At 40.2% G+C, this 22869-nt stretch carries 10 protein-coding genes and 5 pseudogenes; 3 read left to right on the top strand and 12 right to left on the bottom strand.

Annotated elements, in window-relative coordinates; translation table 11 throughout:
* Nucleotides 1–21 precede the first annotated feature (21 nt).
* The 5 genes and pseudogenes from NYR89_RS05310 to NYR89_RS05290 form a co-directional block, all read right to left on the bottom strand.
* Nucleotides 22–990: a galactose-1-epimerase gene (locus NYR89_RS05310; RefSeq protein WP_279445031.1), complete on the bottom strand. Its 969-nt coding sequence runs from the start codon at nt 988–990 to the stop codon at nt 22–24.
* Nucleotides 991–1049: 59 nt separating this feature from the next.
* Nucleotides 1050–2204 (bottom strand): galactokinase, encoded by a 1155-nt coding sequence (gene galK, locus NYR89_RS05305; protein WP_279445030.1) that lies wholly within the window; start codon nt 2202–2204, stop codon nt 1050–1052.
* 138 nt (nt 2205–2342) lie between these two features.
* Nucleotides 2343–3392, bottom strand: coding sequence for a galactose-1-phosphate uridylyltransferase (gene galT, locus NYR89_RS05300; protein ID WP_279445029.1), 1050 nt, complete (start codon nt 3390–3392; stop codon nt 2343–2345).
* Between the two features lie 230 nt (nt 3393–3622).
* Nucleotides 3623–5757 (bottom strand): annotated as a pseudogene (locus tag NYR89_RS05295) (alpha-galactosidase).
* A gap of 90 nt (nt 5758–5847) precedes the next feature.
* Nucleotides 5848–7146, bottom strand: coding sequence for an oligosaccharide MFS transporter (locus tag NYR89_RS05290; RefSeq protein WP_481124185.1), 1299 nt, complete (start codon nt 7144–7146; stop codon nt 5848–5850).
* A gap of 212 nt (nt 7147–7358) precedes the next feature.
* On the opposite strand from NYR89_RS05290, the gene NYR89_RS05285 reads away from it, so the two are divergent.
* Complete coding sequence (locus NYR89_RS05285; protein WP_279445028.1) at nt 7359–8354, top strand: LacI family DNA-binding transcriptional regulator; 996 nt, start codon at nt 7359–7361, stop codon at nt 8352–8354.
* A gap of 53 nt (nt 8355–8407) precedes the next feature.
* Here the strand turns inward: NYR89_RS05285 and nrdB are convergent, their stop codons facing one another.
* The 4 genes and pseudogenes from nrdB to NYR89_RS05265 form a co-directional block, all read right to left on the bottom strand.
* Entirely contained in the window at nt 8408–9535 is a 1128-nt protein-coding gene (gene nrdB / locus NYR89_RS05280; protein WP_279445027.1) for a class Ia ribonucleoside-diphosphate reductase subunit beta, read from the bottom strand.
* A 152-nt stretch (nt 9536–9687) separates the two neighbouring features.
* Nucleotides 9688–11940: pseudogene (gene nrdA, locus NYR89_RS05275) on the bottom strand (class 1a ribonucleoside-diphosphate reductase subunit alpha).
* 231 nt (nt 11941–12171) lie between these two features.
* Nucleotides 12172–13250 (bottom strand): annotated as a pseudogene (locus NYR89_RS05270) (metallophosphoesterase).
* Between the two features lie 192 nt (nt 13251–13442).
* The gene (locus tag NYR89_RS05265) at nt 13443–14975 is read right to left on the bottom strand and encodes a catalase (RefSeq protein ID WP_481124186.1); all 1533 of its coding nucleotides are present in this window, start codon (nt 14973–14975) and stop codon (nt 13443–13445) included.
* Nucleotides 14976–15196: 221 nt separating this feature from the next.
* On the opposite strand from NYR89_RS05265, the pseudogene htpG reads away from it, so the two are divergent.
* Nucleotides 15197–17075: pseudogene (htpG, locus tag NYR89_RS05260) on the top strand (molecular chaperone HtpG).
* Nucleotides 17076–17240: 165 nt separating this feature from the next.
* Here htpG and xthA read toward each other — a convergent pair.
* A complete protein-coding gene (gene xthA / locus NYR89_RS05255; RefSeq protein WP_279445025.1) occupies nt 17241–18044 on the bottom strand; it encodes an exodeoxyribonuclease III in 804 nt (267 codons plus the stop codon).
* 88 nt (nt 18045–18132) lie between these two features.
* The gene (locus NYR89_RS05250) at nt 18133–19509 is read right to left on the bottom strand and encodes a Na+/H+ antiporter family protein (protein WP_279445024.1); all 1377 of its coding nucleotides are present in this window, start codon (nt 19507–19509) and stop codon (nt 18133–18135) included.
* Nucleotides 19510–19749: 240 nt separating this feature from the next.
* Between NYR89_RS05250 and NYR89_RS05245 the strand changes: the two are divergent.
* Nucleotides 19750–21803 (top strand): annotated as a pseudogene (locus NYR89_RS05245) (alpha-amylase).
* A gap of 53 nt (nt 21804–21856) precedes the next feature.
* Here NYR89_RS05245 and ttcA read toward each other — a convergent pair.
* Entirely contained in the window at nt 21857–22810 is a 954-nt protein-coding gene (gene ttcA, locus NYR89_RS05240; protein ID WP_279445023.1) for a tRNA 2-thiocytidine(32) synthetase TtcA, read from the bottom strand.
* Nucleotides 22811–22869 lie beyond the last annotated feature (59 nt).

The raw sequence follows: 22869 nt of genomic DNA, 5'->3' as shown, positions 1-22869 counted from the left end.
AATTTCCTCGATGTTTACAAATTAAAAGTGAAAGGTATAACGAATATCGTGTTTATAGCGTTCGCCCGCTTTGGTAATGCCACCGAATTTTGCCAGTTCAGCTTGGTTTGGCGAATCAGGGAAAAATTCCGGTTCTAAAGCAACGCCTGCGTAATCTTGATAAGTTGAACCGCTCAGATTTGGTTGCCCGCCAAGCCAATTCCCTGAATAGCATTGCAACGCCGGCATTGAGGTATTGAGTTCAAGTGCAAGATCTTCCACCGTTAAACAAGCGGTCGGTTTTGAAGAATTTTTTACCAATTTGAAAGCGTGATCGTAGCCTTTTACCAACTGTTGATCGGCATCTTTCAGCAAGTCTTGCCCGATCGATTTAGGCGTTGAAAAATCGAAGCCGGTATGAGCCACCGCTTTAAACGGTAAAACCGGGATACCGTCTGCACCGACCGGTAAATATTCATCTGCGTTAATCATCAGTTGATGCGAAAGTACATCACCTGTGCCGAGTAAATTGAAATAAGCGTGATTGGTAAAGCAGAGCGGGGTATCTTGATTGACGGTTGCTTCAAATTCGATTTCGACTTCTTTTCCATTCAAACGATAAGTGACAAAGGCATGGACTTCACCGCCGAACCCTTCTTCGCCGTCGGCAAAAATCCGGCTAAATTTGACCGCTTGCGGATTAATTTGCTCTGCTTGCCAAACTTGTTTATCTCCCCCTTTTACACCACCGTGCAAGGTATTTTCACCATCATTTTTTGCTAGAGTATAGATTTTACCGTTAAGCTGATATTCAGCATTGGCAATACGATTGGCATAACGACCACAAGTTGCTCCAAAGTAAGCGGTCTGATTTTTCCAATTTTCTACAGAGGTAGTGACTAACACTTCACGTTCACCTTTTGGATGTTTTACGACACAAGAAAGCCAAGATGCACCGAAGTCTGACAGAGTGATTTTGAGGAATGAGTTTTCGAGGATAAAGGTTTTCATAACTTGCTCCGAAAGCAAGAAACCACGGAGAGTTTCCGTGATTTCTGAAAAATTAATCGTTAAATAAGATGAACACCGTCACAAGCGGTACAAAGATGAAAGGTTTCTTTGATACCGGTTTGTTTTTCATAATTTTCTGCAATCATTTGACGTAAATGTTCCACTTTTTCGTTTGGTACTAAACAAACGATACAACCACCGAAGCCACCACCGGTCATACGTGCACCACCATTTTTACCGATCGCCACTTGTGCCAATTCGACTAAGTAATCAATTTCCGGAATGGTAATTTCAAAATCATCACGCATAGAATCGTGAGACCCTGCCATTAATTGACCGAGTTTGACCATATCATTTGCTTTTAAGGCTTCGACCGCTTCTAATACACGCTGATTTTCGCTAATGATATGTTTAGCACGTTTGTAGGCAAGCTCATTTTCTGCTTGTAGCTCCGCCGCTCGCTCGATAAATTGCGTAGGTGTGACATCACGCAATGCTTTCGCCCCAAAGAATTTGGCGGCGAACTCACATTCTTGACGGCGGCTGTTATATTCGCCGGTCACTAAGTCGTGTTTAACGTTAGAATTGATAATCGCAATTGAATAACCGTGTGGAACCGGTGTTGGGGTAATGTCTAGCGAACGGCAATCAATCATAATTAATTGATCTTTTTGTCCGAGCGCCGAGGTGAGTTGATCCATATTGCCGCAGTTTGCGCCGACAAATTTGTTCTCAGCTTCTTGCCCGATTAAAGCGATTTCCGCCAAACTAAGTGGCAAATCACCTAACACTTGTGCGGTTTTGCCGATTGAAATCTCTAAAGCGGCAGACGAACTTAAACCGGAAGACATCGGTACGTCACTCGTCATTGCTAAATCCGCACCTTGTTTAAACTCAGGACATTTGGCTTGAATATATTTCACCACGCCACGTACGTAATTTGCCCATTTGTGTTCAGACGGTTCAATCGGTTGGCTAAGGTCGAACTCATCTTGTTCATCAATATCAATCGCATAGACTCGCCAAACCGAATCGTCACGTTTACTAAAGCTGACCGCCATACCGTAGTTAATTGCACAAGGCATTACAAAGCCGTCATTGTAATCGGTGTGTTCACCGATAATATTAACTCGTCCTGGTGCAAAAACCGTTTGTTGTGGAGTATAGCCATAATGTTCGGTAAATTTTTGTTGGGATAATTGAATTTGGGTCATAATATATTCCTTCTAACTGTTCCCCTCTTTAGCAAAGAGGGGAAGGGGAGATTTGGCAGAAGCTTATTACGCTCATACTAAAATCTATTATCGTAATCGAATCTCCCCCGAATTTCTCTTGTCTAAAGAGAGGAGATTTTATTTATCTTTATAATGTACTTCATCGCTCACTGCATTTAATCTTTCTGCCGCTTGTTCAGGTGTCAAATCTCGTTGGCTTTCCGCCATCATTTCATAACCGACCATAAATTTACGTACGGTCGCTGAACGTAATAACGGTGGGTAGAAATGAGCATGCAGTTGCCAATGTTCGTTATCACTTTCATTAAACGGAGCGAAATGGAAGCCCATTGAATACGGGAAACTGATATTAAATAAATTATCGTAACGGGTTGTCAGTTTTTTAAGTGCTAACGCTAAATCCGCTCGTTCGGCTTCGTTTAAATCGGTAATTCGCTTAAAGTGCTTGTGTTTCGGCAACAGTAAAGTTTCAAACGGCCAAGCCGCCCAGTAAGGCACTACGGCAATCCAATCTTCGGTTTCGACTACGATACGTTCTTTTTTAGTTAATTCACGCTCCGCATAATCGAGTAGTAATGGACGACCGTATTGAGCGAAGTAATTCGCCTGACATTCGTCTTCAATCGCTATTTCATTCGGTAAGAAATTACTTGCCCAAATCTGACCATGCGGGTGAGGGTTAGAGCAACCCATCATGGCGCCTTTGTTTTCAAAAATTTGTACCCATTGATAACGGCTTTTTAATTCGTTGGCTTGCTCTTGCCAAACTTGTACCACTTGCTCAATTTCAGCCACCGAAAGTTGCGGTAAGGTTTTACTGTGATCGGGTGAGAAACAAATTACACGGCTTGCGCCTTGGGTATGTGAAATCTGGAATAATGGATCTGTGCCGGCTTCTGGGGCGGGCGTATCCGGTAGTAAAGCGGAGAAATCGTTTTTAAATACGAAAGGTTTACTATAAACGGGATTTTGCTCGCCGGTAATACGTTTATTACCCGGGCAAAGATAGCAAGTCGGATCATAACTTGGTTTATTATCAGCAATCGTGTCTTCTTGTTGACCTTGCCACGGACGTTTTGCACGATGCGGTGAAACTAGAATCCATTGGTTTTTTAATGGATTAAAACGACGATGAGGGTGATCGTTTAGGATAAATTGTTGGCTCATTGTAGAACTTCTCCATTTGGCGTTTTAGAGTTGGAGTATAACTAACATTATATTTTTTGTGTGTGATAAGGATCACAGAAGTATGAGATCACATTAAATTTTACACCGTATGATTAAATGTTAACGTTATCATTTTGAAAATTGAAGTGAAAAAAGTGAGAAGTGTGAGAGTGATCACAAAATTTTTAGGGCAGTATATAACTGCCCTAAAAAGTTTACTATTTAAGAAATTATAAGCGAGTAAATTTCAATAACATAGCGGATGCTGGGTCAATAATCGGTAAGCCTAAGCCAACTTTTGCTAACCACTCGCTATTAATGACAACTTTTTCACCGTTTAATGCTTTTACCATCCATTCCGGTAACTGTTTCATCAAGTGACCGAATTTTCCGTCGGCAAAGTTACGTGGTAAATCCAGAATTTCTACTTGATAATTACCTTCTTTGAGATACGGCACACGGAGTGATTCCTGACGTAAGTAATCGAGCATTGCAAGTTGGCTGATTAAAACCACCGCTTGTGAGCTGTCTTGCGCTACAACACCGTTAACTAAACACGCCGGATCTTTACGGTCTAAACGGAATGCCGTGCCGCTATGTAATAGTTCTCGCAAGGATTTATGTAACGCAATATATTTAGCGAAATTTTTACGTTCTTCCTCACCTTCTTTTACCGGATCTAATTCCACGCCCATATGACCGAATAGCGCAGTTAAACCACGGAAATTCGCATCTAATTTGCGGTATGTGGTATGGCAATGGAAGCCGCCGATATGCGCCCCCATAATTTCAGGCGGATAGAAGTAACTAAAGCCGCGTTGAATCGTTTGGCGTTCAAGCGCATCATTATCATCGGAAGTCCAGAAGCGTTGTGAACGTTTTAATACCTCGTAATCAATACGACCGCCACCGGAAGAGCAGGCTTCAAATTCAACATTCGGATATTTTTCACAAAGCACATCGCACAAGCGATAGAAGGCTTCGGTTTGTTTGGTTACCGCGGCTTTGCCTTGGTGAGCACCTTGCACGATACGGCGGTTCATATCCCATTTTACATAGTCAATATCGTGATTGCCGAGTAACCAATCCATTCGTTCCACTAAATAGTCGAAAACTTCCGGATTGCAAAGGTCGAGCACAAATTGGTTGCGTTCGGCAGGTTGATCGTAACCTTCAACTGCGAGTAACCAATCTGGGTGTTGTTGGTAAAGTTTAGTCGGTTTGTTGATCATTTCTAACTCAACCCAAATCCCGAATTGCATACCGAGATCTTTTACCGCTTTGACCACCGGTGTTAAACCGTTTGGATATTTGCGTTCGTCTAAGTACCAATCGCCCAAGCCGCCGAAATCATCATCACGCCCAATAAACCAACCGTCATCAATAATAAAACGTTCCACGCCCATTTCTGCGCAGCTTTTGCCATGGCGATAATATGTTCCGGTTTGTGATCGAAGTAAACGCCTTCCCAAATATTGAGGTGTACCGGACGTGTTTTACCTTGCGGAAAACGGAGGATATTTTCTCGCACATATTGGTGGAACTGTTGGCTCATACCGTTTAAGCCTTGGTTAGAAGCGGTTGCATAAACCCAAGGCGTCGCAATCTCTTCATTTTGTGCTAGTGTGATTTCACCTGGAAAGTATAGCGCTTCCAACTGCACGCTACGTCTGCCTCGAATATCAATATCAGCACGAATGCGGTGGTTTCCGCTCCAAGCTAAGTGGAAGCCCCATACATCACCTTTTTGTTCTTTATAGCCTTCTTCACCGACAATCAAAATCGGCGGGTATTCGTGAGAGGTTCTGCCGACACGGTTTTCTTGAATAAAACCGCCGTGTTTGAGGCTTTGGCGATTTGGTTGAAATTCTCGTACCCAGCGACCGTAGAACGTACAAACTTCATCAGCAAATTCAGGCAACGGAAGTGTTACCGCAAGACGGTTTACGCTATAAGGTACGGCTTTTAAATTACGTAATTTGTTACATGTTTTTAATACGGAAGTCGCTTTGTCTAATACAAATTCGCTAATAAATTCTAAGCCGGCAATTTCATCAATTTGGCGGATGATCAAGCGGTCATTTTGTTGTTCAATTTTACTTAATTTGAACACCGGCATTGAGTCTAAACCGTTACGATGGCCTTCAACCGAAGACGACTCAAAATAGCCACGTCCGTTTTCCGCCGCAAGTGAAACTGGCACATCAATATCTAAACCGCCGTTTGTTACACCTGAGTAGCTGAGCCAAGCATTCGTTGGTTCAAATTGTGCGAGTTTTTCTCCCCAATAGAGAATTTGAGGGTTATCTGAAGCGTTAATAATCAGATCATTTTGGTTGCTGGATAAACGAATGATATTGTTCATAGTAAATTCCTTATTTGCAAAATTTGAGAGGTATTGGTTACTGTCGCTGGTAAAGCCAACGTTCAAAAAGCTTTGTTTTTTAACCGCTTGTTAAACACCTCTAGTATTGCGTTTTTGTAATTGATAACGTTCTTGCATATTCATTTTGCCGGTTAAGGTGAAAATGGAGAGAAGAGTAAAGCCTAATGCCACACAGCCTAAAATAAAGTAAGTATCTTGATAACCGAATTTGTCATACCAACCGCCAACAACAGAAGAGGCAAGCATATTACCGACTTGTTTGATGAATTGGCAGGCAACCATATAGATGGTGGCAGAGAAGTGAACTTCGAACACGTTACCAATATATTTGAATAAGCCAACAAGATAGAACGGCACTTCAAACATATGTAGCGTTTTTAGCACCACCACGTGCCACCACTCCGTTGCAAAAGAGGAACCTAAGATGCGGATACTCATAATAATCCCCGCAGTAAGTAAGGCATTTTTGGCACCCATGCGATTAATTAAAAATGGCACAAAGAACATAATTACCGCATTTAAAAATTCACCCATGGTGGTGACATAGCCGAAAATTTCGATACCGCGTTCTTTAGATTCAAAGAACGTATTAAAGAAGTTACCGAATTGCTGGTCGAAAATATCATAGGTACAGGCAACACCGATGACATAAGCAAGTAATGCCCAGAAACGAGGTAATTTGAATAGCATAAAGGCTTGTTTGATACTAACCGGATTGCTATTTGCACCAAGTTTCTCCATTACCATTGCAGTTTGACTTTGTTGCTCCGGTTTCGCAATGGCAACCAAAATGACGACAACTAATGCACCGGCAGAACCAAGCCAAAATACGGAGTTAGGATTTTTGCTATAGAGTATGCCGGCAATAGATGCACAGATACCCCAGCCAATCATACCGAACATTCTTGCTCGTCCATATTCAAAACGACTTTGGCGGCTTACTCTTTCAATATAGGCTTCTGATGCACCGGCTCCTCCGGCAAACACAAATCCCATATAGATACCGCCAAGTATGGCACCTAACCAAATATTTGTTTTAAGTAAGGGGGCAAAGACATAAATAAAGAAAGGTGCATAAAAGAGAAGAGCAATAGAAACAGCCCACAGAATGTGTTTTTTTAAACCAAGTTTATCGGTCACAAAACCAAAAACCGGCTGAAAACAGAGTGCGAAGAAAGACATTGCGGCAAAGACGATACCCCGTTCCTCACCATTTAACCCATTAATATCCCCTAGCCAAATGCCAAGAAAAGGGTAACAAGTTGCCATAACAAAGAAATAAGTAAAGAAATAACCGCTAAAAGCTAAATAGTTGCGATTCCCCCAATAATACACTTTGTTATTTTGTTGCGTTGTTTGAGTTTGCATAAAACACCTCTTGCTTTGATGATTTCTTGTTTTGAATGTTAACGTTATCATTTTTGAATAAAAAGAATAAAATAATGAAAATGTGATTTAAATCACGTTTTTTAACGTTAACATTTTGAAAGTGTGAAGGAGATCACATTCTTAGTGATTGCGAATCCGTAGACGATAATGGACAATGATGTTTCAGAAAAATAACAAATAGAATGTAGTATATGGCTTCTTTGAAAGATGTTGCAAAATTAGCCGGTGTTTCAGTAATGACGGTTTCTCGAGCGATAAATAACCCGAAACAGCTTTCAGATAAAACTCGATTAGCGGTTCAACAAGCAATTGAGCAATTAAATTATGTACCGAATTTAGGCGCACAGAAAATTCGTGGGGCAACAGAAAATACGATTGGTGTTTTATCCTTTAGTACCGCCACGACGCCGTTTTCGGTTGAGATTTTATTAGCAATCGAACAAACCGTTCGTCAACACGGTTGGAACTCGTTTGTCATTAATACGTTTGAAGATGACCAGCAAGATGTTGAAAAGGCAGTAGAGTTATTGCTTTCACATCGTCCGACCGCAATTATTATTAGTCGTCACGGTTTAAAGAAAATTCAGATTCCAAAACGTTTAGCAAATTACCCGATTGTTTTGGCGAATTGTGTTACCGATGATATACAAGTTGCCAGTTATATTCCGAATGACTTTCAAGGACAAGCGGATGTGACTCGTTTATTAGTCGAAAAAGGTTATAAGAAACCATTATGTTTGTATATTCCATATAATGCGATTGCGGCTAAGGAACGCCAAAAAGGTTTTCAAGCGGTTTGGTTTTCTCAAAAAAATGCAAATGTGCCGACCGAGTTTTTTATGAACGAAAGCGATGATTATTTAGAAGGTGCAGATCGATTAAAAGAGATTTTAGCCTCAGATCTTGAGCATTTTGACTATGATGTCATCGTATGCGGTAATGACCGGATTGCAATGCTTGCTTATCAGTTATTACTCGCTCGTGGATTGCGTATTCCGCAAGATGTTGCGGTTGTCGGTTATGATAATATGGTTGGGGTGGCTCATTTATTTTTACCGCCTTTGACGACAGTACAGCTACCACATTATGAAATGGGACGGCAAGCCGCATTACACTTAATCGAAGCGAAACAAGATAAAGACGTTCATTATCTTGAGTGTCCTTTAATTCAACGGAAGTCTTGTTAGCTTATTTCAAACGGAATACAGCGATAAATCGATGTATTCCGTATTTTTGATAATTAAAGTTCAAAATTATCAAAATCGTTGCTATCGACTTTGGCATCAATCTGCCCAACTAAATAGGAACTGACTTCGACTTCTTGCGGTGCAACTTGTACGTTATCAGACACCAGCCAAGCGTTAATCCAAGGAATCGGATTTGAAGCGGTGGCAAAAGGGCGAGGTAATCCGACCGCTTGCATTCGAATATTGGTAATGTATTCGACATATTTCACCAAAATATCTTCATTCAAACCAATCATTGAACCGTCTTTGAATAAATACGCCGCCCATTCTTTTTCTTGTTCTGCCGCCACAAAAAGCTCATACGCTTCTTGTTTACACTCTTCGGCAATTTGTGCCATTTCCGGATCATCTTGTCCGGATGCCATAATGTTCAACATATTTTGTGTGCCGGTTAAATGTAGATATTCATCACGTGCGATGAATTTAATAATTTTAGCGTTACCTTCCATTAACTGACGCTCGGCAAACGCAAAAGAACAAGCGAATGATACGTAAAAACGAATCGCTTCCAGCACGTTCACACTCATTAAGCATAAATAAAGTTGGCGTTTTAGATTGCGTAAAGTCACTTGGTATTGCTTGCCGTCCACCGTATAGCAACCTTCTCCGTAGAGCGTATAAAGTTGCGAATCTCGAATTAAATCATCGTAGTAACAAGAAATATCTTTCGCGCGTTTAATAATTTCTTCGTTAGTCACGATATCGTCAAACACAATCGACGGATCATTCACGATATTACGGATAATGTGCGTATAAGAACGTGAATGGATCGTTTCGGAAAACGTCCAGGTTTCGATCCAAGTTTCTAGTTCCGGAATCGATACTAACGGCAAAAATGCTACGTTCGGGTCGCGACCTTGAATAGAATCAAGTAATGTTTGATATTTTAAGTTACTGATAAAAATATGTTTTTCATGTTCCGGCAATGATTGGTAGTCGATGCGATCTTGCGAGACATCAACTTCTTCCGGACGCCAGAAAAATGAGAGTTGTTTTTCGATTAACTTTTCAAATAATTCATATTTTTGTTGGTCATAACGAGCAACATTCACATTTTGCCCGAAAAACATCGGTTCTTTTAATTGATCATTTTTATTTTGTGAGAAAGTGGTGTATGCCATTTTGTATCCTTTTTGAATTGCCCACGCACGGCAAGCCGTACGTGGTTATGATCAGCCTTCGGCTGAGTGAGCCACGCTGTGGCTCTTAACATTCTCCGAATTATTTCTGTGTTCTCCGTGTATTCCGTGGTTAGTTAAATTCAGACTAGACACTAAATTTTGCAAGCACCACCGGCACAACCGTCATTTAAATCTTGTTGGGAATCTTCCGCGCCGTCTCTGGTATTTTGGTAATAGAGTGTTTTTAATCCGTATTTATAAGCGGTCAGTAAATCAGCAAGTAAGCGTTTCATCGGTACTTTGCCGTCTTCAAATTTTTGCGGGTCATAATTGGTATTTGCCGAAATTGCCTGATCAATGAATTTCTGCATAATACCGACCAGCTGTAAGTAACCGCTCATATCTGGGATATCCCATAATAGTTCGTATTGTGAACGGAGCTTTTCATATTCTGGCACAACTTGTTTTAAGATGCCGTCTTTTGAGGCTTTAACACTCACGTAACCACGTGGCGGTTCAATACCGTTGGTTGCATTGGAAATTTGTGAGGACGTTTCTGACGGCATTAATGAGCTTAAGGTTGAGTTACGTAAGCCGAATTGTTGAATCTCTGCACGCAAACTTTCCCAATCATAATGTAGAGGTTCTTGAGTCAGGTTATCCAATTCTTTCTTATAGCTATCAATCGGTAAAATACCTTGAGCATAGCTCGTCTCACCGAATAACTTACAAGCCCCTTGTTCTTTGGCTAAATTAAGCGAGGCTTTTAGTAAATAATATTGCATCGCTTCAAAGGTTCTGTGGGTAAGTGCATTGGCAGAACCATCCGAATAACGCACGCCGTTTTTCGCTAAGTAATAAGCGTAGTTGATGACCCCAATGCCAAGCGAACGGCGAGCTAATGCGGCGTGTTTTGTCGCTTCACCGGATAATCTTGATAATCTAACAAGGCATCTAGCGCTCGTACCACTAAGTCGGCAAGCGGTTCAAATTCATCTAAATTTTGCAAAGTACCTAAGTTAAATGCTGAAAGGGTACAGAGTGCTATTTCCCCGTTTTCATCGTTAATATCATTCAGCGGTTTGGTCGGCAATGCGATTTCTAAACATAAATTTGATTGTTTGATCGGTGCAACTTGCGGATTGAACGGTGAATGCGTATTGCAATGATCGACATTCTGAATATAAATGCGGCCGGTTGAAGCGCGTTCTTGCATGAGCAGTGAAAATAACTCAACCGCTTTCACACTGCGTTTACGAATGTTCGGGTCTTGCTCATATTGCAGATAAAGCTGTTCGAACTTTTCTTGATCAGCAAAAAACGCTTCATACAAACCATCGACATCAGACGGGCTGAATAAGGTGATTTCGCCACCCTTAATTAAGCGTTGATACATCAGCTTGTTGAGCTGTACGCCGTAGTCCATATGACGACAGCGGTTGTCTTCCACGCCTCGATTATTTTTTAACACCAATAAACTTTCTACTTCTAAGTGCCATAGCGGGTAATAAACCGTTGCGGCCGCCACGCACACCGCCTTGAGAGCAAGATTTCACCGCACTTTGGAAATGCTTATAAAACGGAATGCAACCGGTGTGGAAAGCTTCCCCTTGACGAATCGGGTCGCCTAATGCACGGATTGCACCGGCGTTAATGCCAATGCCCGCACGTTGCGAGACATATTTAATAATCGCGACAGAAGTGGCATTGATTGAATCCAAACTATCGCCGCATTCAATTAATACACAAGAACTAAACTGACGAGTCGGTGTTCTTACCCCCGACATAATCGGGGTAGGCAATGAAATTTTGAAGGTTGAAGTCGCATCGTAAAAGCGTTTTACATAATCCAAACGAGTGGCTTTCGGATATTTCGAAAACAAGCAGGTCGCCACTAAAAGATATAAGAATTGTGCCGACTCATAGATCTCACCGGTCACTCGATTTTGGACTAAATATTTTCCTTCGAGCTGTTTGACAGCCGCATAAGAAAAATCCATATCTCGGCTGTGTACGAGGAACTCATTCATTAACTGCCATTCTTGTTCGGTATAGTCGGTTAACAGTGCTTTATCGTATTTACCGAGTGTAACCAGCTTTTTAATATGAGTTAATAAATGAGGTGGGGTGAAGTCCCCGTAGGCTTTTTTACGCAGATGAAACATCGCTAAACGCGCGACAAGATATTGATAATCCGGCGTTTCGGTACTGATTAAATCAGCAGCAGCTTTGATGATTGTCTCGTGAATATCGGCGGTACGAATACCTTGGTAAAACTGAATATGGGCGCTCAGTTCCACTTGTGATACCGATACATTATGTAAACCCTCGGCGACCCAAGTGATGACACGATGAATTTTATCCAAATCAAACGGCTCTTGCTGGCCGTTGCGTTTGGTTACCATCAATGTTTTCTGCATAAAATGTGTCTCCTTTTATTGTATTGTTTAACCACTATATGTTGTGGTTTTGAAATTCTTATATACAAGATATTGTTTTATTGAGGCGTGTGCAAGCAGAAAATTTTGTAAAAGGATATTGACAAAAGATAAGTGATTGAAGATAGGACGATTCGAGAAATGTAAAAAAATAAACCCCTGAAAATCAATTCAGGGGTTTGCATAAAAAAACTAAGGTTATTTACCTTTCACATCAATAATAAAGACTTCGGATTGCGAACCAAGCGCATCGGTATGCCCCAAAAGCCATAACCTGAGGTAACAAAATAATGACCTAATCCGATCTTTTCATAGCCATAGTGCAGTCGATAAATCACGTTAGTCATTAAATTTGCCGGAAAAATTTGTCCTTTATGCGTATGTCCGGACACCTGTAAATCAATCGGTAATTGTGAATGTTGCTCGATTTGCGTTGGGCGATGGTCAAGTAAAAACACCGGTAAATTCGAGTTTACCTCCGTTAATAATTGAGCGGCACTCGGTCTGTTTTTTACGAGGTCATCGTTACGTCCGATAATGGTAAATTTTCCGTTAATTTCGACCGCTTGATCCCATAGTACTTGGATACCTGCTTTTTGAATTTCGGCGGCAATCGCTTGTCGCTTTCCGAAGAAATCGTGATTACCCAAAGTGGCATAAACCCCTAAAGGTGCTTTGAGCTTAGCTAAATGCGGTTGCATATTTTCGGCGACATAAGCATCGGTATTATCGTCCATAATATCGCCGGGTAATAAAATCAGATCGACATTTTGCTGATTAAAGATCTCCGCTAATTTATCTAATTGTTTCGCACCAAACCATTGCCCTAAGTGCAGATCACTTGCTACCCCAATACGTAGCGGTTGATCAAGCGGTTTATCCAACTTTACGGAATAATGCACCACTTTCGGTGTATAAGCGTTATATAAGGCGAACCCAACAATACCGAAAAATGCGAAAGGATAGGTAATTTTTAAGGCAAAATTGACCGCTTGTTTGCCTTTAAATAGGCGGTAAATCACCACACAAGCAAGGCTAACGAATAATGCAAACAGTAGTAAAGCGAGCATTAGCGCCGTAATTCTAAAACCGTTAAATGTTCGTGTGACAGTAAGAATCGCTAAGCCATTTGCGGCTAAATAGCTAATAAATGTCACGATCTTGCGTGATTTGGTGGATAAGTTGAATAGCCAACCTACGGTACGAGAAAAGTTAAATACGAGGCATTGCAAAACAAGAATGGCAATTCCCGTGGTGATGTAATAACGATATTCCAAAAGCTTTCCTTTTTGTTTAAAAATAAAAAACGTGGGAATTGTAACGCAGATTGATTTTTCAAACAAAAGAAAAGCCCTATCGTGTAGATAGGGCTTTGATAGAGCAAATGCATTTATGTAAGGAGGACTACTGTGTGCGATTATCTCGCGGGTTTTTGAACAGTTGCATTTGCTAATTTGGTGACTTCTAAATTAGAAGTTAGGTTTTAATAAACCCGGTTGACCCATCGCCGGATCAGTATTGTATGCTTCCATTGCATCGGCAACTGTCATACCTAATGCTTTTGCAACGCCTTCACCGTAAGCCGGATCACAGAAGTAGCAGTTACGGATATGGCGATATTTAATAAAGTCTAACGCATCGCCCATACCAGCGACTGTATTCTTGAATAGTGATTCTTTTTCTGAATCAGTCATATTGTTGAATAACACACGTGGTTGGCTGAAGTAATCTGAATCATCTTGGCGATAATCCCAATGTCTTTGATCACCGTTGATTTTGAGTGGTGGTTCAGCAAATTGCGCTTGTTCTTGCCATTGACCGAAGCTATTCGGCTCATAATGTAAGGTTGAACCGTAGTTACCGTCCACTCGACCTTGACCGTCACGCGCATTACTGTGAACCGGACAACGAGGTGCATTTACCGGAATTTGGTGGTGGTTTACACCTAAACGGTAACGTTGTGCATCCGCATAGTTAAATAAACGAGCTTGTAACATACGGTCCGGAGATACGCTGATACCCGGTACTAAGTTGCTCGGTGCAAATGCAGATTGTTCAACATCTGCAAAGAAGTTTGCTGGGTTGCGGTTTAATTCCATTACGCCCACTTCGATTAATGGGTAGTCTGATTTTGGCCACACTTTGGTTAAGTCAAACGGGTGGTATGGTACTTTTTCCGCATCAGCTTCTGGCATCACTTGGATATAAAGCGTCCATTTCGGGAAATCGCCTTTTTCGATTGATTCGTATAAATCACGTTGGTGTGATTCACGATCATTTGCGATAATTGCCGCCGCTTCTTCGTTGGTTAAGTTCTTGATACCTTGTTGGGTACGGAAGTGGAATTTCACCCAGAAGCGTTCGTTATTTGCATTGATTAAGCTATATGTGTGTGAACCGTAACCGTGCATATGGCGGTATGAAGCCGGGATACCACGCTCAGACATTACGATCGTTACTTGGTGGAATGCTTCCGGTAATAACGTCCAGAAGTCCCAGTTGTTTGTCGCACTACGCATATTTGTGCGCGGGTCACGTTTAACCGCTTTATTTAAGTCAGGGAATTTACGTGGATCACGTAAGAAGAATACCGGTGTGTTGTTACCGACTAAGTCCCAGTTACCTTGTTCGGTATAGAATTTAACCGCAAAGCCACGGATATCACGTTCTGCATCTGCCGCACCACGTTCACCGGCTACAGTGGTAAAACGTGCGAATAATTCGGTTTCTTGACCCACTTCGCTAAAGATTGCCGCTTTAGTGTATTGAGTAATATCATGGGTCACGGTGAATTTACCGAATGCGCCGGAACCTTTAGCATGCATACGGCGCTCAGGAATAACTTCACGCACGAAGTTGGCTAATTTCTCGTTTAACCATAAATCCTGTGCAAGCAACGGACCGCGAGGGCCGGCAGTTAAACTGTTTTGGTTATCAACAACAGGTGCACCGTTGTTCATCGTTAATGATGTATGATGGAATGGACATTTAGACATAATAATTACCTTGGAATGTTAATAGGTTTTGCGTATGGATATATTATTATTGATAGATTTTATTTTGTAAAACTATCAATTTGATAAAATATAACGATTAAATTAGATTTTTTAATAGGAAATAACTTTGATTTTTGGCTTGAAAAGTAAATAAGGTTTCCCCATTTACTAAGGCGTTTAAAAGCGGTGGAATTCCGCTTATTTTTTGTAAATTAAAGAGGGATAAAATGAGTACCAATCAAGAAACAAGAGGCTTCCAATCGGAAGTTAAGCAATTACTTCAGTTAATGATCCATTCACTTTATTCAAATAAAGAAATTTTCTTACGTGAATTAATCTCCAATGCGTCTGATGCGGCGGATAAACTGCGTTTTAAAGCGCTTTCCAATCCTGCGTTATATGAAGGTGACGGCGAATTACGTGTACGAGTGAGCTTTGATGAAACTTTAGGCACACTGACTATCAGCGATAACGGTATCGGTATGAACCGTGAGCAAGTGATCGATCACTTAGGCACGATCGCTAAATCAGGCACCAAAGAGTTTTTAAATTCGTTAGGTACGGATCAAGCGAAAGACAGTCAATTAATCGGTCAGTTCGGGGTTGGTTTCTATTCAGCTTTTATTGTGGCAGATAAAGTGACGGTGAAAACTCGTGCGGCGGGTGAAGCACAAGGCGTTATGTGGGAATCTGCCGGTGAAGGCGATTACACGGTAGCAGATATTGAGAAATTAACACGCGGTACGGACGTTATTTTACATCTGCGTGAGGATGAAAAAGAATTTTTAAGCGAATGGCGTTTACGTGAAATTATCGGTAAATATTCGGATCATATCGGCTTGCCGGTTGAAATCCAAACGACAGAATATGATGAAGAAGGCAAAGCAAGCGGTCAAAAATGGGAAAAAATTAACAAAGCGCAAGCACTTTGGACTCGTTCAAAAACCGAAATTTCAGACGAAGAATACCAAGAGTTTTATAAACATTTAAGCCACGATTATAATGATTCGCTCATCTGGGCACATAATAAAGTAGAAGGTAAACAAGAATATACCAGCTTACTTTATGTGCCGGCAAAAGCACCTTGGGATATGTTCAATCGTGATCAGAAACACGGCTTAAAACTTTATGTACAGCGTGTATTTATTATGGACGATGCCGAAGTGTTTATGCCGAATTACCTACGTTTTATGCGAGGTTTATTAGATACGAATGACTTGCCGTTAAACGTTTCACGTGAGATTTTACAAGAAAATAAAGTCACCGCTTCACTGCGTTCGGCATTAACTAAACGTGCATTGCAATTATTGGAAAAATTAGCGAAGGACGATCAAGCTAAATACCAAACCTTCTGGAATGAATTCGGGTTAGTGTTAAAAGAAGGCGTTGGTGAGGATTTTGCCAATAAACAACAAATTGCATCATTATTCCGTTTTGCTTCAACCCAGACAGATTCTAGTGAACAAACAGTAAGTTTGGCGGATTATGTCGGCAGAATGAAAGAAGGTCAGAAAGCGATTTATTTCTTAACCGCAGATAGCTATGTAGCGACGAAAAATAGTCCGCACCTTGAACTGTTTAATAAGAAAGGTATTGAAGTGCTTGCTATTATCTGATCGTATTGACGAGTGGGTAGTTGGTCATTTAACTGAATTTGACGGCAAACCGTTGCAAAGTATCACAAAATCGGATCTGGATTTAGGCGATCTCGCCGATAAGGAACAAGAAGAGAGCCAAAAAGCACAACAAGCGGAATTCGGATCTTTCCTTGAACGTGCGCAAAACTATTTTGGTGACCGTGTAAAAAAAGTAGTATTAACGTATCGCTTAACCGACACGCCGGCAGTGGTTTCAACCGATAGTGATGAAATGACTACGCAAATGGCAAAACTGTTTGCCGCAATGGGACAAAAAGCCCCGGAAGTGAAATATACATTTGAGTTAAATCCGGATCATCGAATGGTTAAGAAAATTGCAGATCTTACCGATGAAACAGAATTCCATGATTGGATTGAATTATTGTTTGAACAAGCATTGCTTGCAGAACGTGGTTCATTAGAAAATCCGGCAACATTTATCAAACGTATGAATAAATTGCTTGGTTAATTGCTAGAGATATAAAAAAGGCTATCGAGAGATAGCCTTTTATTTTATCTGCTATGCCCTTTTGTCACAGTAATAGTATGTGTAAACGAGTTTTTCAAATGAATCTTATAAGTAAATTCATTAGATAGAGGATTATCCGGCATCAGACATTTTTGTGTCTAGCGATTATTTAAATACTGCCCAAACTGGTGCGTGATCAGATGGTTTTTCCATTGCACGGATTTCGAGATCAATACCTGTTTCCACACAATGTTCCGCTAAGCCTTTAGATGCCAATACTAAGTCGATACGTAACCCACGATTGTCATCAAATCCTTTCGAACGGTAATCAAACCATGAGAATTTGTCATATGCACTTGGATTCATTGCTCGGAATGTATCAACTAAACCATAGTGATATAAACGATCTAACCATTCACGTTCTTCTGGTAGGAATGAACATTTACCGTCACGTAACCAGCGTTTGCGATTTGGCTCGCCGATACCGATATCTAAATCGGTCGGGCTAATATTCATATCGCCCATAATCACAATAGGATTTTCTGGAGTCAGTTCAGTTTCTAAATAATGCTGTAAATCAGCGTAGAATTTTTCTTTTGCCGGGAATTTAGTTTCGTGCGAGCGATTTTCGCCTTGTGGAAAATAGCCGTTTAACACGGTTAGTACGCCAAATTCTGTTTCAATATCTGCCATAATCATACGCTTTTGTGCATCAGCATTATCGGTTGGGAAACCTTTACGTACGGCAAGTGGTTCTTTTTTGGTTAAAAGTGCCACACCGTAGTGTCCTTTTTGTCCGTGATGAAATACGTGATACCCCAAATGGTTGACTAAATCCCAAGGAAAATCTTCATCAGCCACTTTGATTTCTTGTAAGCCGATAACATCCGGCTGATGTTTTGCAATCAATGCTTCCAATTGGTGTGGACGAGCACGCAAGCCATTAATATTAAAAGAAATAAACTTCATAAATAAAATCCAAATAGAAACCACGGATAAAGCAAACAAGCGGTCATTTTTCCGCAAAAATTTGCATTATCCGTGGTGTAAGTAAAAATTAGAGGGTCATTGCGGCAATCCAACCAAACACTAATAGCGGAATATTAAAGTGTAAGAAAGTTGGCACAACAGAATCCCAAATGTGGTCGTGTTTACCATCAGCATTTAAGCCTGATGTTGGGCCTAATGTTGAATCAGAAGCCGGAGAACCTGCATCGCCTAAAGCAACCGCCACACCCACGATAGCCATTGTTGCTAACGGAGAAAAACCGAATGAAACGCATAAAGGCACGTAAATAGAAGTAATGATCGGTACGGTTGAGAATGAAGAACCGATACCCATCGTAATAAATAAACCGACAATTAGCATCAATAACGCGACCATTTCTTTGCTTTGAATAGAACCACGTAATGCTTCAACTAATTCCGGCACACCACCGGTTGCATTGACGACACTTGCAAAGCCGGATGCGGCAATCATCACAAAGCCGATCATTGCCATTAAACGTAAACCGTCTTGGAATAAATCATTAGTTTGTTTTAATTTGAAGACACCGCCTAATGCAAAAATAATTAAACCGGCTAAGCCACCAATTACTGTTGAATTTGTCGCCAATTGTACCGAACAAGTCGCCAAAATTGCTAGAATACTGATGCCGATATGGAACGGTTTTACTTTTGCTACTCGTGCGACCACTTCATCAGCAGTTGGTTCTTTTACATTTTCTATATAAGTACGAGGCTTGCGATAAGAAACAAAGAAAGCAAACAGTAATCCTAAAATCATACCAGCAACTGGAATTGCCATTGCTTTGGTCATTTCTGATGTGCTTGCAACTAAATTAAATGTTTGACCGGCTTGGTTGATATTTTTAACCAAAATACTTTCAATGAAGATCTGACCGAAACCAGCTGGAATGAGCATATAGGTTGCGGTTAAACCGAATGTTAATGCACACGCTACCGCTCGGCGGTCGATTTTTAATTGATTCATTACGCTTAATAGTGGTGGAACTAAAATCGGAATAAAAGCAATATGGATCGGAATTAAGTTTTGTGATGAGATTGCAAATGCAGTCAATACAAATAACACGATATATTTAAACCAAAATACCGAGCGACCGGAAGGACGTTTACCGAAAGCAGAAATGACTTTATAAGCTAATAAATCAGTAACGCCAGATTTGGATAATGCGACTGCAAATGCACCAAGAACGGCATAATTCATTGCAGTTTCTGCACCACCGCCCAAACCGCCAGTAAATTTTTCGATGGTTTTGGTTAACGCTTCAAATATACTCATACCGTCAACCCCATAGAAACCGATTACTCCACAGGTTAGTGTCGCAATAATTAACGCAATTACCACATTAATTCTGAGCAAGCTCAAAGCAAGTAATATGATAATTGAGATAACAACTTCGTTAGACAACATTGTGTTTTACCTTTTTTTGTAAGAAATAAAATAATTCTCTAATGTAACGCAAAAAATATTGTTGTCGAGTATTTTTTGTAGATATAGGCTAATTTATAAAATGATGATACAAAATCGCTGTGCTTTAGCACATTTTACGCCTTTATTCTCATACTTTTACTTTTCTCAATAAGGAGGATTTACCTCCACTTAATTTTTACATAAGATAAAAATCGGAATATTTTTATACTCGGAGGTTTTATGTCTTTCTCTAAAAATGTGTTGTGGTTGGCTTTATGTTCGCCTCTTGCAATAGCAAATAACTGGCAGAGTACGTTATTTCCGAATTTTAAAGAATCGGAAAAATTAATTTTAAAATCGGAGCAACCATTAAAAAAAGGAACTTATCCGCTCACTTTTCAAAGCGGACATCAATGTTTTCAGCCTCAATTACCGATTAAATTAAATCAGACACTCTCCCTTTCCTCTTGTACTTCAGATGTTCCGACATTTCGTGTTTTCCGTGATGGTAATTATTCCGCTCAAATTGATTTAAGAAGCGGTACGCCGACATTACGTTTAAGTGTCGAACAAAAAGAAGATAAACCGAAAATTTGTCCAGTTTGGAATGGGCAAGCGGTAGAAATTGATGTAAAAGATACTTTTCAAGAAAATGAGCAAGTAAGAGATGCTTATTCAGGACAAACGGATATTGTGAAAAATGGTAAGGTACACTTTTTACCTTCATCAGACTCTAACGGTTTGTTACTGTTAGAAAAAGTAGAGCAGAAAACAGAATCTAAATTCGATTGGCATAATGCAACGGTTTATTTTGTTTTAACTGATCGTTTTTATAATGGTGATAAAACGAATGACCACAGCTATGGCAGACAATATGATGGACTTCAAGAAATCGGTACGTTTCATGGTGGAGATTTAAAGGGATTAACTCAAAAACTCGATTATTTACACAAACTGGGTGTTAATGTGTTATGGATTAGCTCACCGTTAGAGCAAATTCATGGTTGGGTTGGTGGTGGAGAAAAAGGCGATTTTCCACATTATGCTTACCATGGTTATTATCATCAAGATTGGACTAAAATTGATGCCAATATGGGAACTGAGCAAGATTTGCAACAATTAATTGAGCAAGCTCATCAACGTGGTATGAGAGTTATTTTTGATATTGTGATGAATCATACTGGGTATGCGACATTGGCGGATATGCAAGAATTCGGTTTCGGTTCACTTTATTTAAAAGAACAAGAAGTTAGTCAAATATTAGGCGAAAAATGGACTGATTGGAAACCTCAAACCGGTCAAAATTGGCATTCATTCAATAATTTTATTAATTTTTCCGATAAAGCGGCTTGGGCAAAATGGTGGGGGAAAGATTGGACGAGATCCGATTTAGGCGATTATGATAGCCCTAAATTTGATGATTTAAAAATGTCGCTCGCCTCATTACCGGATTTAAAAACAGAAGCAAAACAAGCGGTTAAATTACCGATATTCTTGGCAAATAAGTCAGACACTAATGCGATTGAACGTGACAATGCCAATGTTTCCGATTACTTAATTGGATGGCTTTCCGATTGGGTAAGAAAATATGGTGTGGATGGTTTCCGTGTCGATACGGCAAAACATGTTGAAAAAAGCACATGGGCGCGTTGAAGCAGTCGGCAGAAAAAGCATTACACGAATGGCAAGAAAAAAATCCAACGAAGAAATTTGATGATAAATTTTGGATGGTGGGAGAAGCATGGGGACATACGATTGTTAAAAGTGATTATTTCCAAAACGGTTTTGATGCCATGATAAATTTTGATTTTCAAGATCAAGCTAAAGAAAGTTTAAACTGTTTTGCGAATATTGAACCCACATATCAAAAAATGAGTGAAAAATTAGCTGATTTTAATATGTTGAGTTACTTGTCTTCACATGATACTCGTCTGTTTTTCCATTCTGATAGTGAACGATATTTTGATAGACAAAAAACTGCGCTGAGTTTATTAATGCTGGCTCCCGGAGCTGTGCAAATTTATTATGGTGATGAAAGTGGAAGAGAATTTGGTGCAACCGGTTCGGATCCGATTCAAGGAACACGTTCGGATATGAATTGGGATGATTTAAAAAATAAATTCCAAAACCAAGCATTAAAATCACATTGGCAAAAATTAGCGAATTTTAGGAAAAATCATATCGCTGTAGGTAAAGGACAGCAAATTGTTGAACAAAATAAGTCTTATTTTGCATTTAGCCGCCGTTACCAAGATGACAAAGTGATGGTCGTTTGGGTTGGTAATCGGCCATAGAAAAAAAGAGCAAACTTTAGCGTAATTTGCACTTAAAAGTTTGCTCTTTGTTTTTATTGGACTTCTTTAAATTGAATCATTCCATTTTCGCTGTAATCAGCTTGTTCGTCTTCATCTTGAATGAACGGCTGATTTGGAATTTCCGCTTTATCAAATGCAATATCGCCTTCCACACCATCTAACACTTGACCGCGTTTTAAGCCTTTAAAATCAAACAGGCTCGGATCACAAAGATGAGAAAGGGTAATGTTTTGCATTGCACTAAACATGGTTTCGATTCGCCCCGGATATTGACGATCCCAGGTTTGAAGCATCTCTTTGACAACTTGGCGTTGTAAATTTGGTTGAGAGCCGCATAGGTTACACGGAATAATCGGGAACTGTTTGGCTTGCGAATATTTTTCAATATCTTTTTCTTTGCAGTACGCTAACGGACGAATCACGATTTGTTTACCGTCATCCGAAATGAGTTTTGGCGGCATTGATTTGAGTTTACCGCCGTAAAACATATTTAAGAATAAGGTTTCCAGCATATCGTCACGATGGTGACCAAGGGCAATTTTAGTTGCACCGAGTTCGGTGGCGGTGCGATATAAAATCCCACGACGTAAGCGAGAGCAAAGTGAACAAGTGGTTTTGCCTTCCGGAATTTTCTCTTTTACAATGCCGTAGGTATTTTCTTCGACAATTTTGTATTCAACTCCGATAGACTCGAGATATTCAGGCAAAATATGCTCCGGAAAACCCGGTTGTTTTTGGTCTAAATTGACCGCCACAATATCGAAGTGAATTGGTGCACTTAGTTTGAGGTTGAGCAGAATATCTAATAATGTATAGCTGTCTTTACCGCCGGATAAACATACCATTACTTTATCGCCGTCTTCAATCATATTGAAATCGGCAATCGCATTACCGACATTACGGCGTAAACGTTTTTGTAATTTATTGAAATTATAGGCAATCTTTTTTTCTTGTTGAGTATTAGCTGATTGAGTATCTTGATTCATAATTATGAGTTTTTAAGTAAATTTTCGGTTCGGTATATGAGATAAAAAATGAAGTTCGC

Source organism: Actinobacillus arthritidis (assembly GCF_029774155.1).
Lineage (GTDB): Bacteria > Pseudomonadota > Gammaproteobacteria > Enterobacterales > Pasteurellaceae > Actinobacillus > Actinobacillus arthritidis.
The sequence above is the reverse complement of the archived record's forward strand: the minus strand, read 5'-3'. Positions and strand labels throughout refer to the sequence as shown.

Excerpts from the sequence above, each read along its gene's own strand:
- NYR89_RS05310 (WP_279445031.1), bottom strand. The coding sequence starts at position 990 with ATGAAAACCTTTATCCTCGAAAACTCATTCCTCAAAATCACTCTGTCA.
- galK (WP_279445030.1), bottom strand. The coding sequence starts at position 2,204 with ATGACCCAAATTCAATTATCCCAACAAAAATTTACCGAACATTATGGC.
- galT (WP_279445029.1), bottom strand. The coding sequence starts at position 3,392 with ATGAGCCAACAATTTATCCTAAACGATCACCCTCATCGTCGTTTTAAT.
- NYR89_RS05290 (WP_481124185.1), bottom strand. The coding sequence starts at position 7,146 with ATGCAAACTCAAACAACGCAACAAAATAACAAAGTGTATTATTGGGGG.
- NYR89_RS05285 (WP_279445028.1), top strand. The coding sequence starts at position 7,359 with ATGGCTTCTTTGAAAGATGTTGCAAAATTAGCCGGTGTTTCAGTAATG.
- nrdB (WP_279445027.1), bottom strand. The coding sequence starts at position 9,535 with ATGGCATACACCACTTTCTCACAAAATAAAAATGATCAATTAAAAGAA.
- xthA (WP_279445025.1), bottom strand. The coding sequence starts at position 18,044 with ATGAAGTTTATTTCTTTTAATATTAATGGCTTGCGTGCTCGTCCACAC.
- NYR89_RS05250 (WP_279445024.1), bottom strand. The coding sequence starts at position 19,509 with ATGTTGTCTAACGAAGTTGTTATCTCAATTATCATATTACTTGCTTTG.
- ttcA (WP_279445023.1), bottom strand. The coding sequence starts at position 22,810 with ATGAATCAAGATACTCAATCAGCTAATACTCAACAAGAAAAAAAGATT.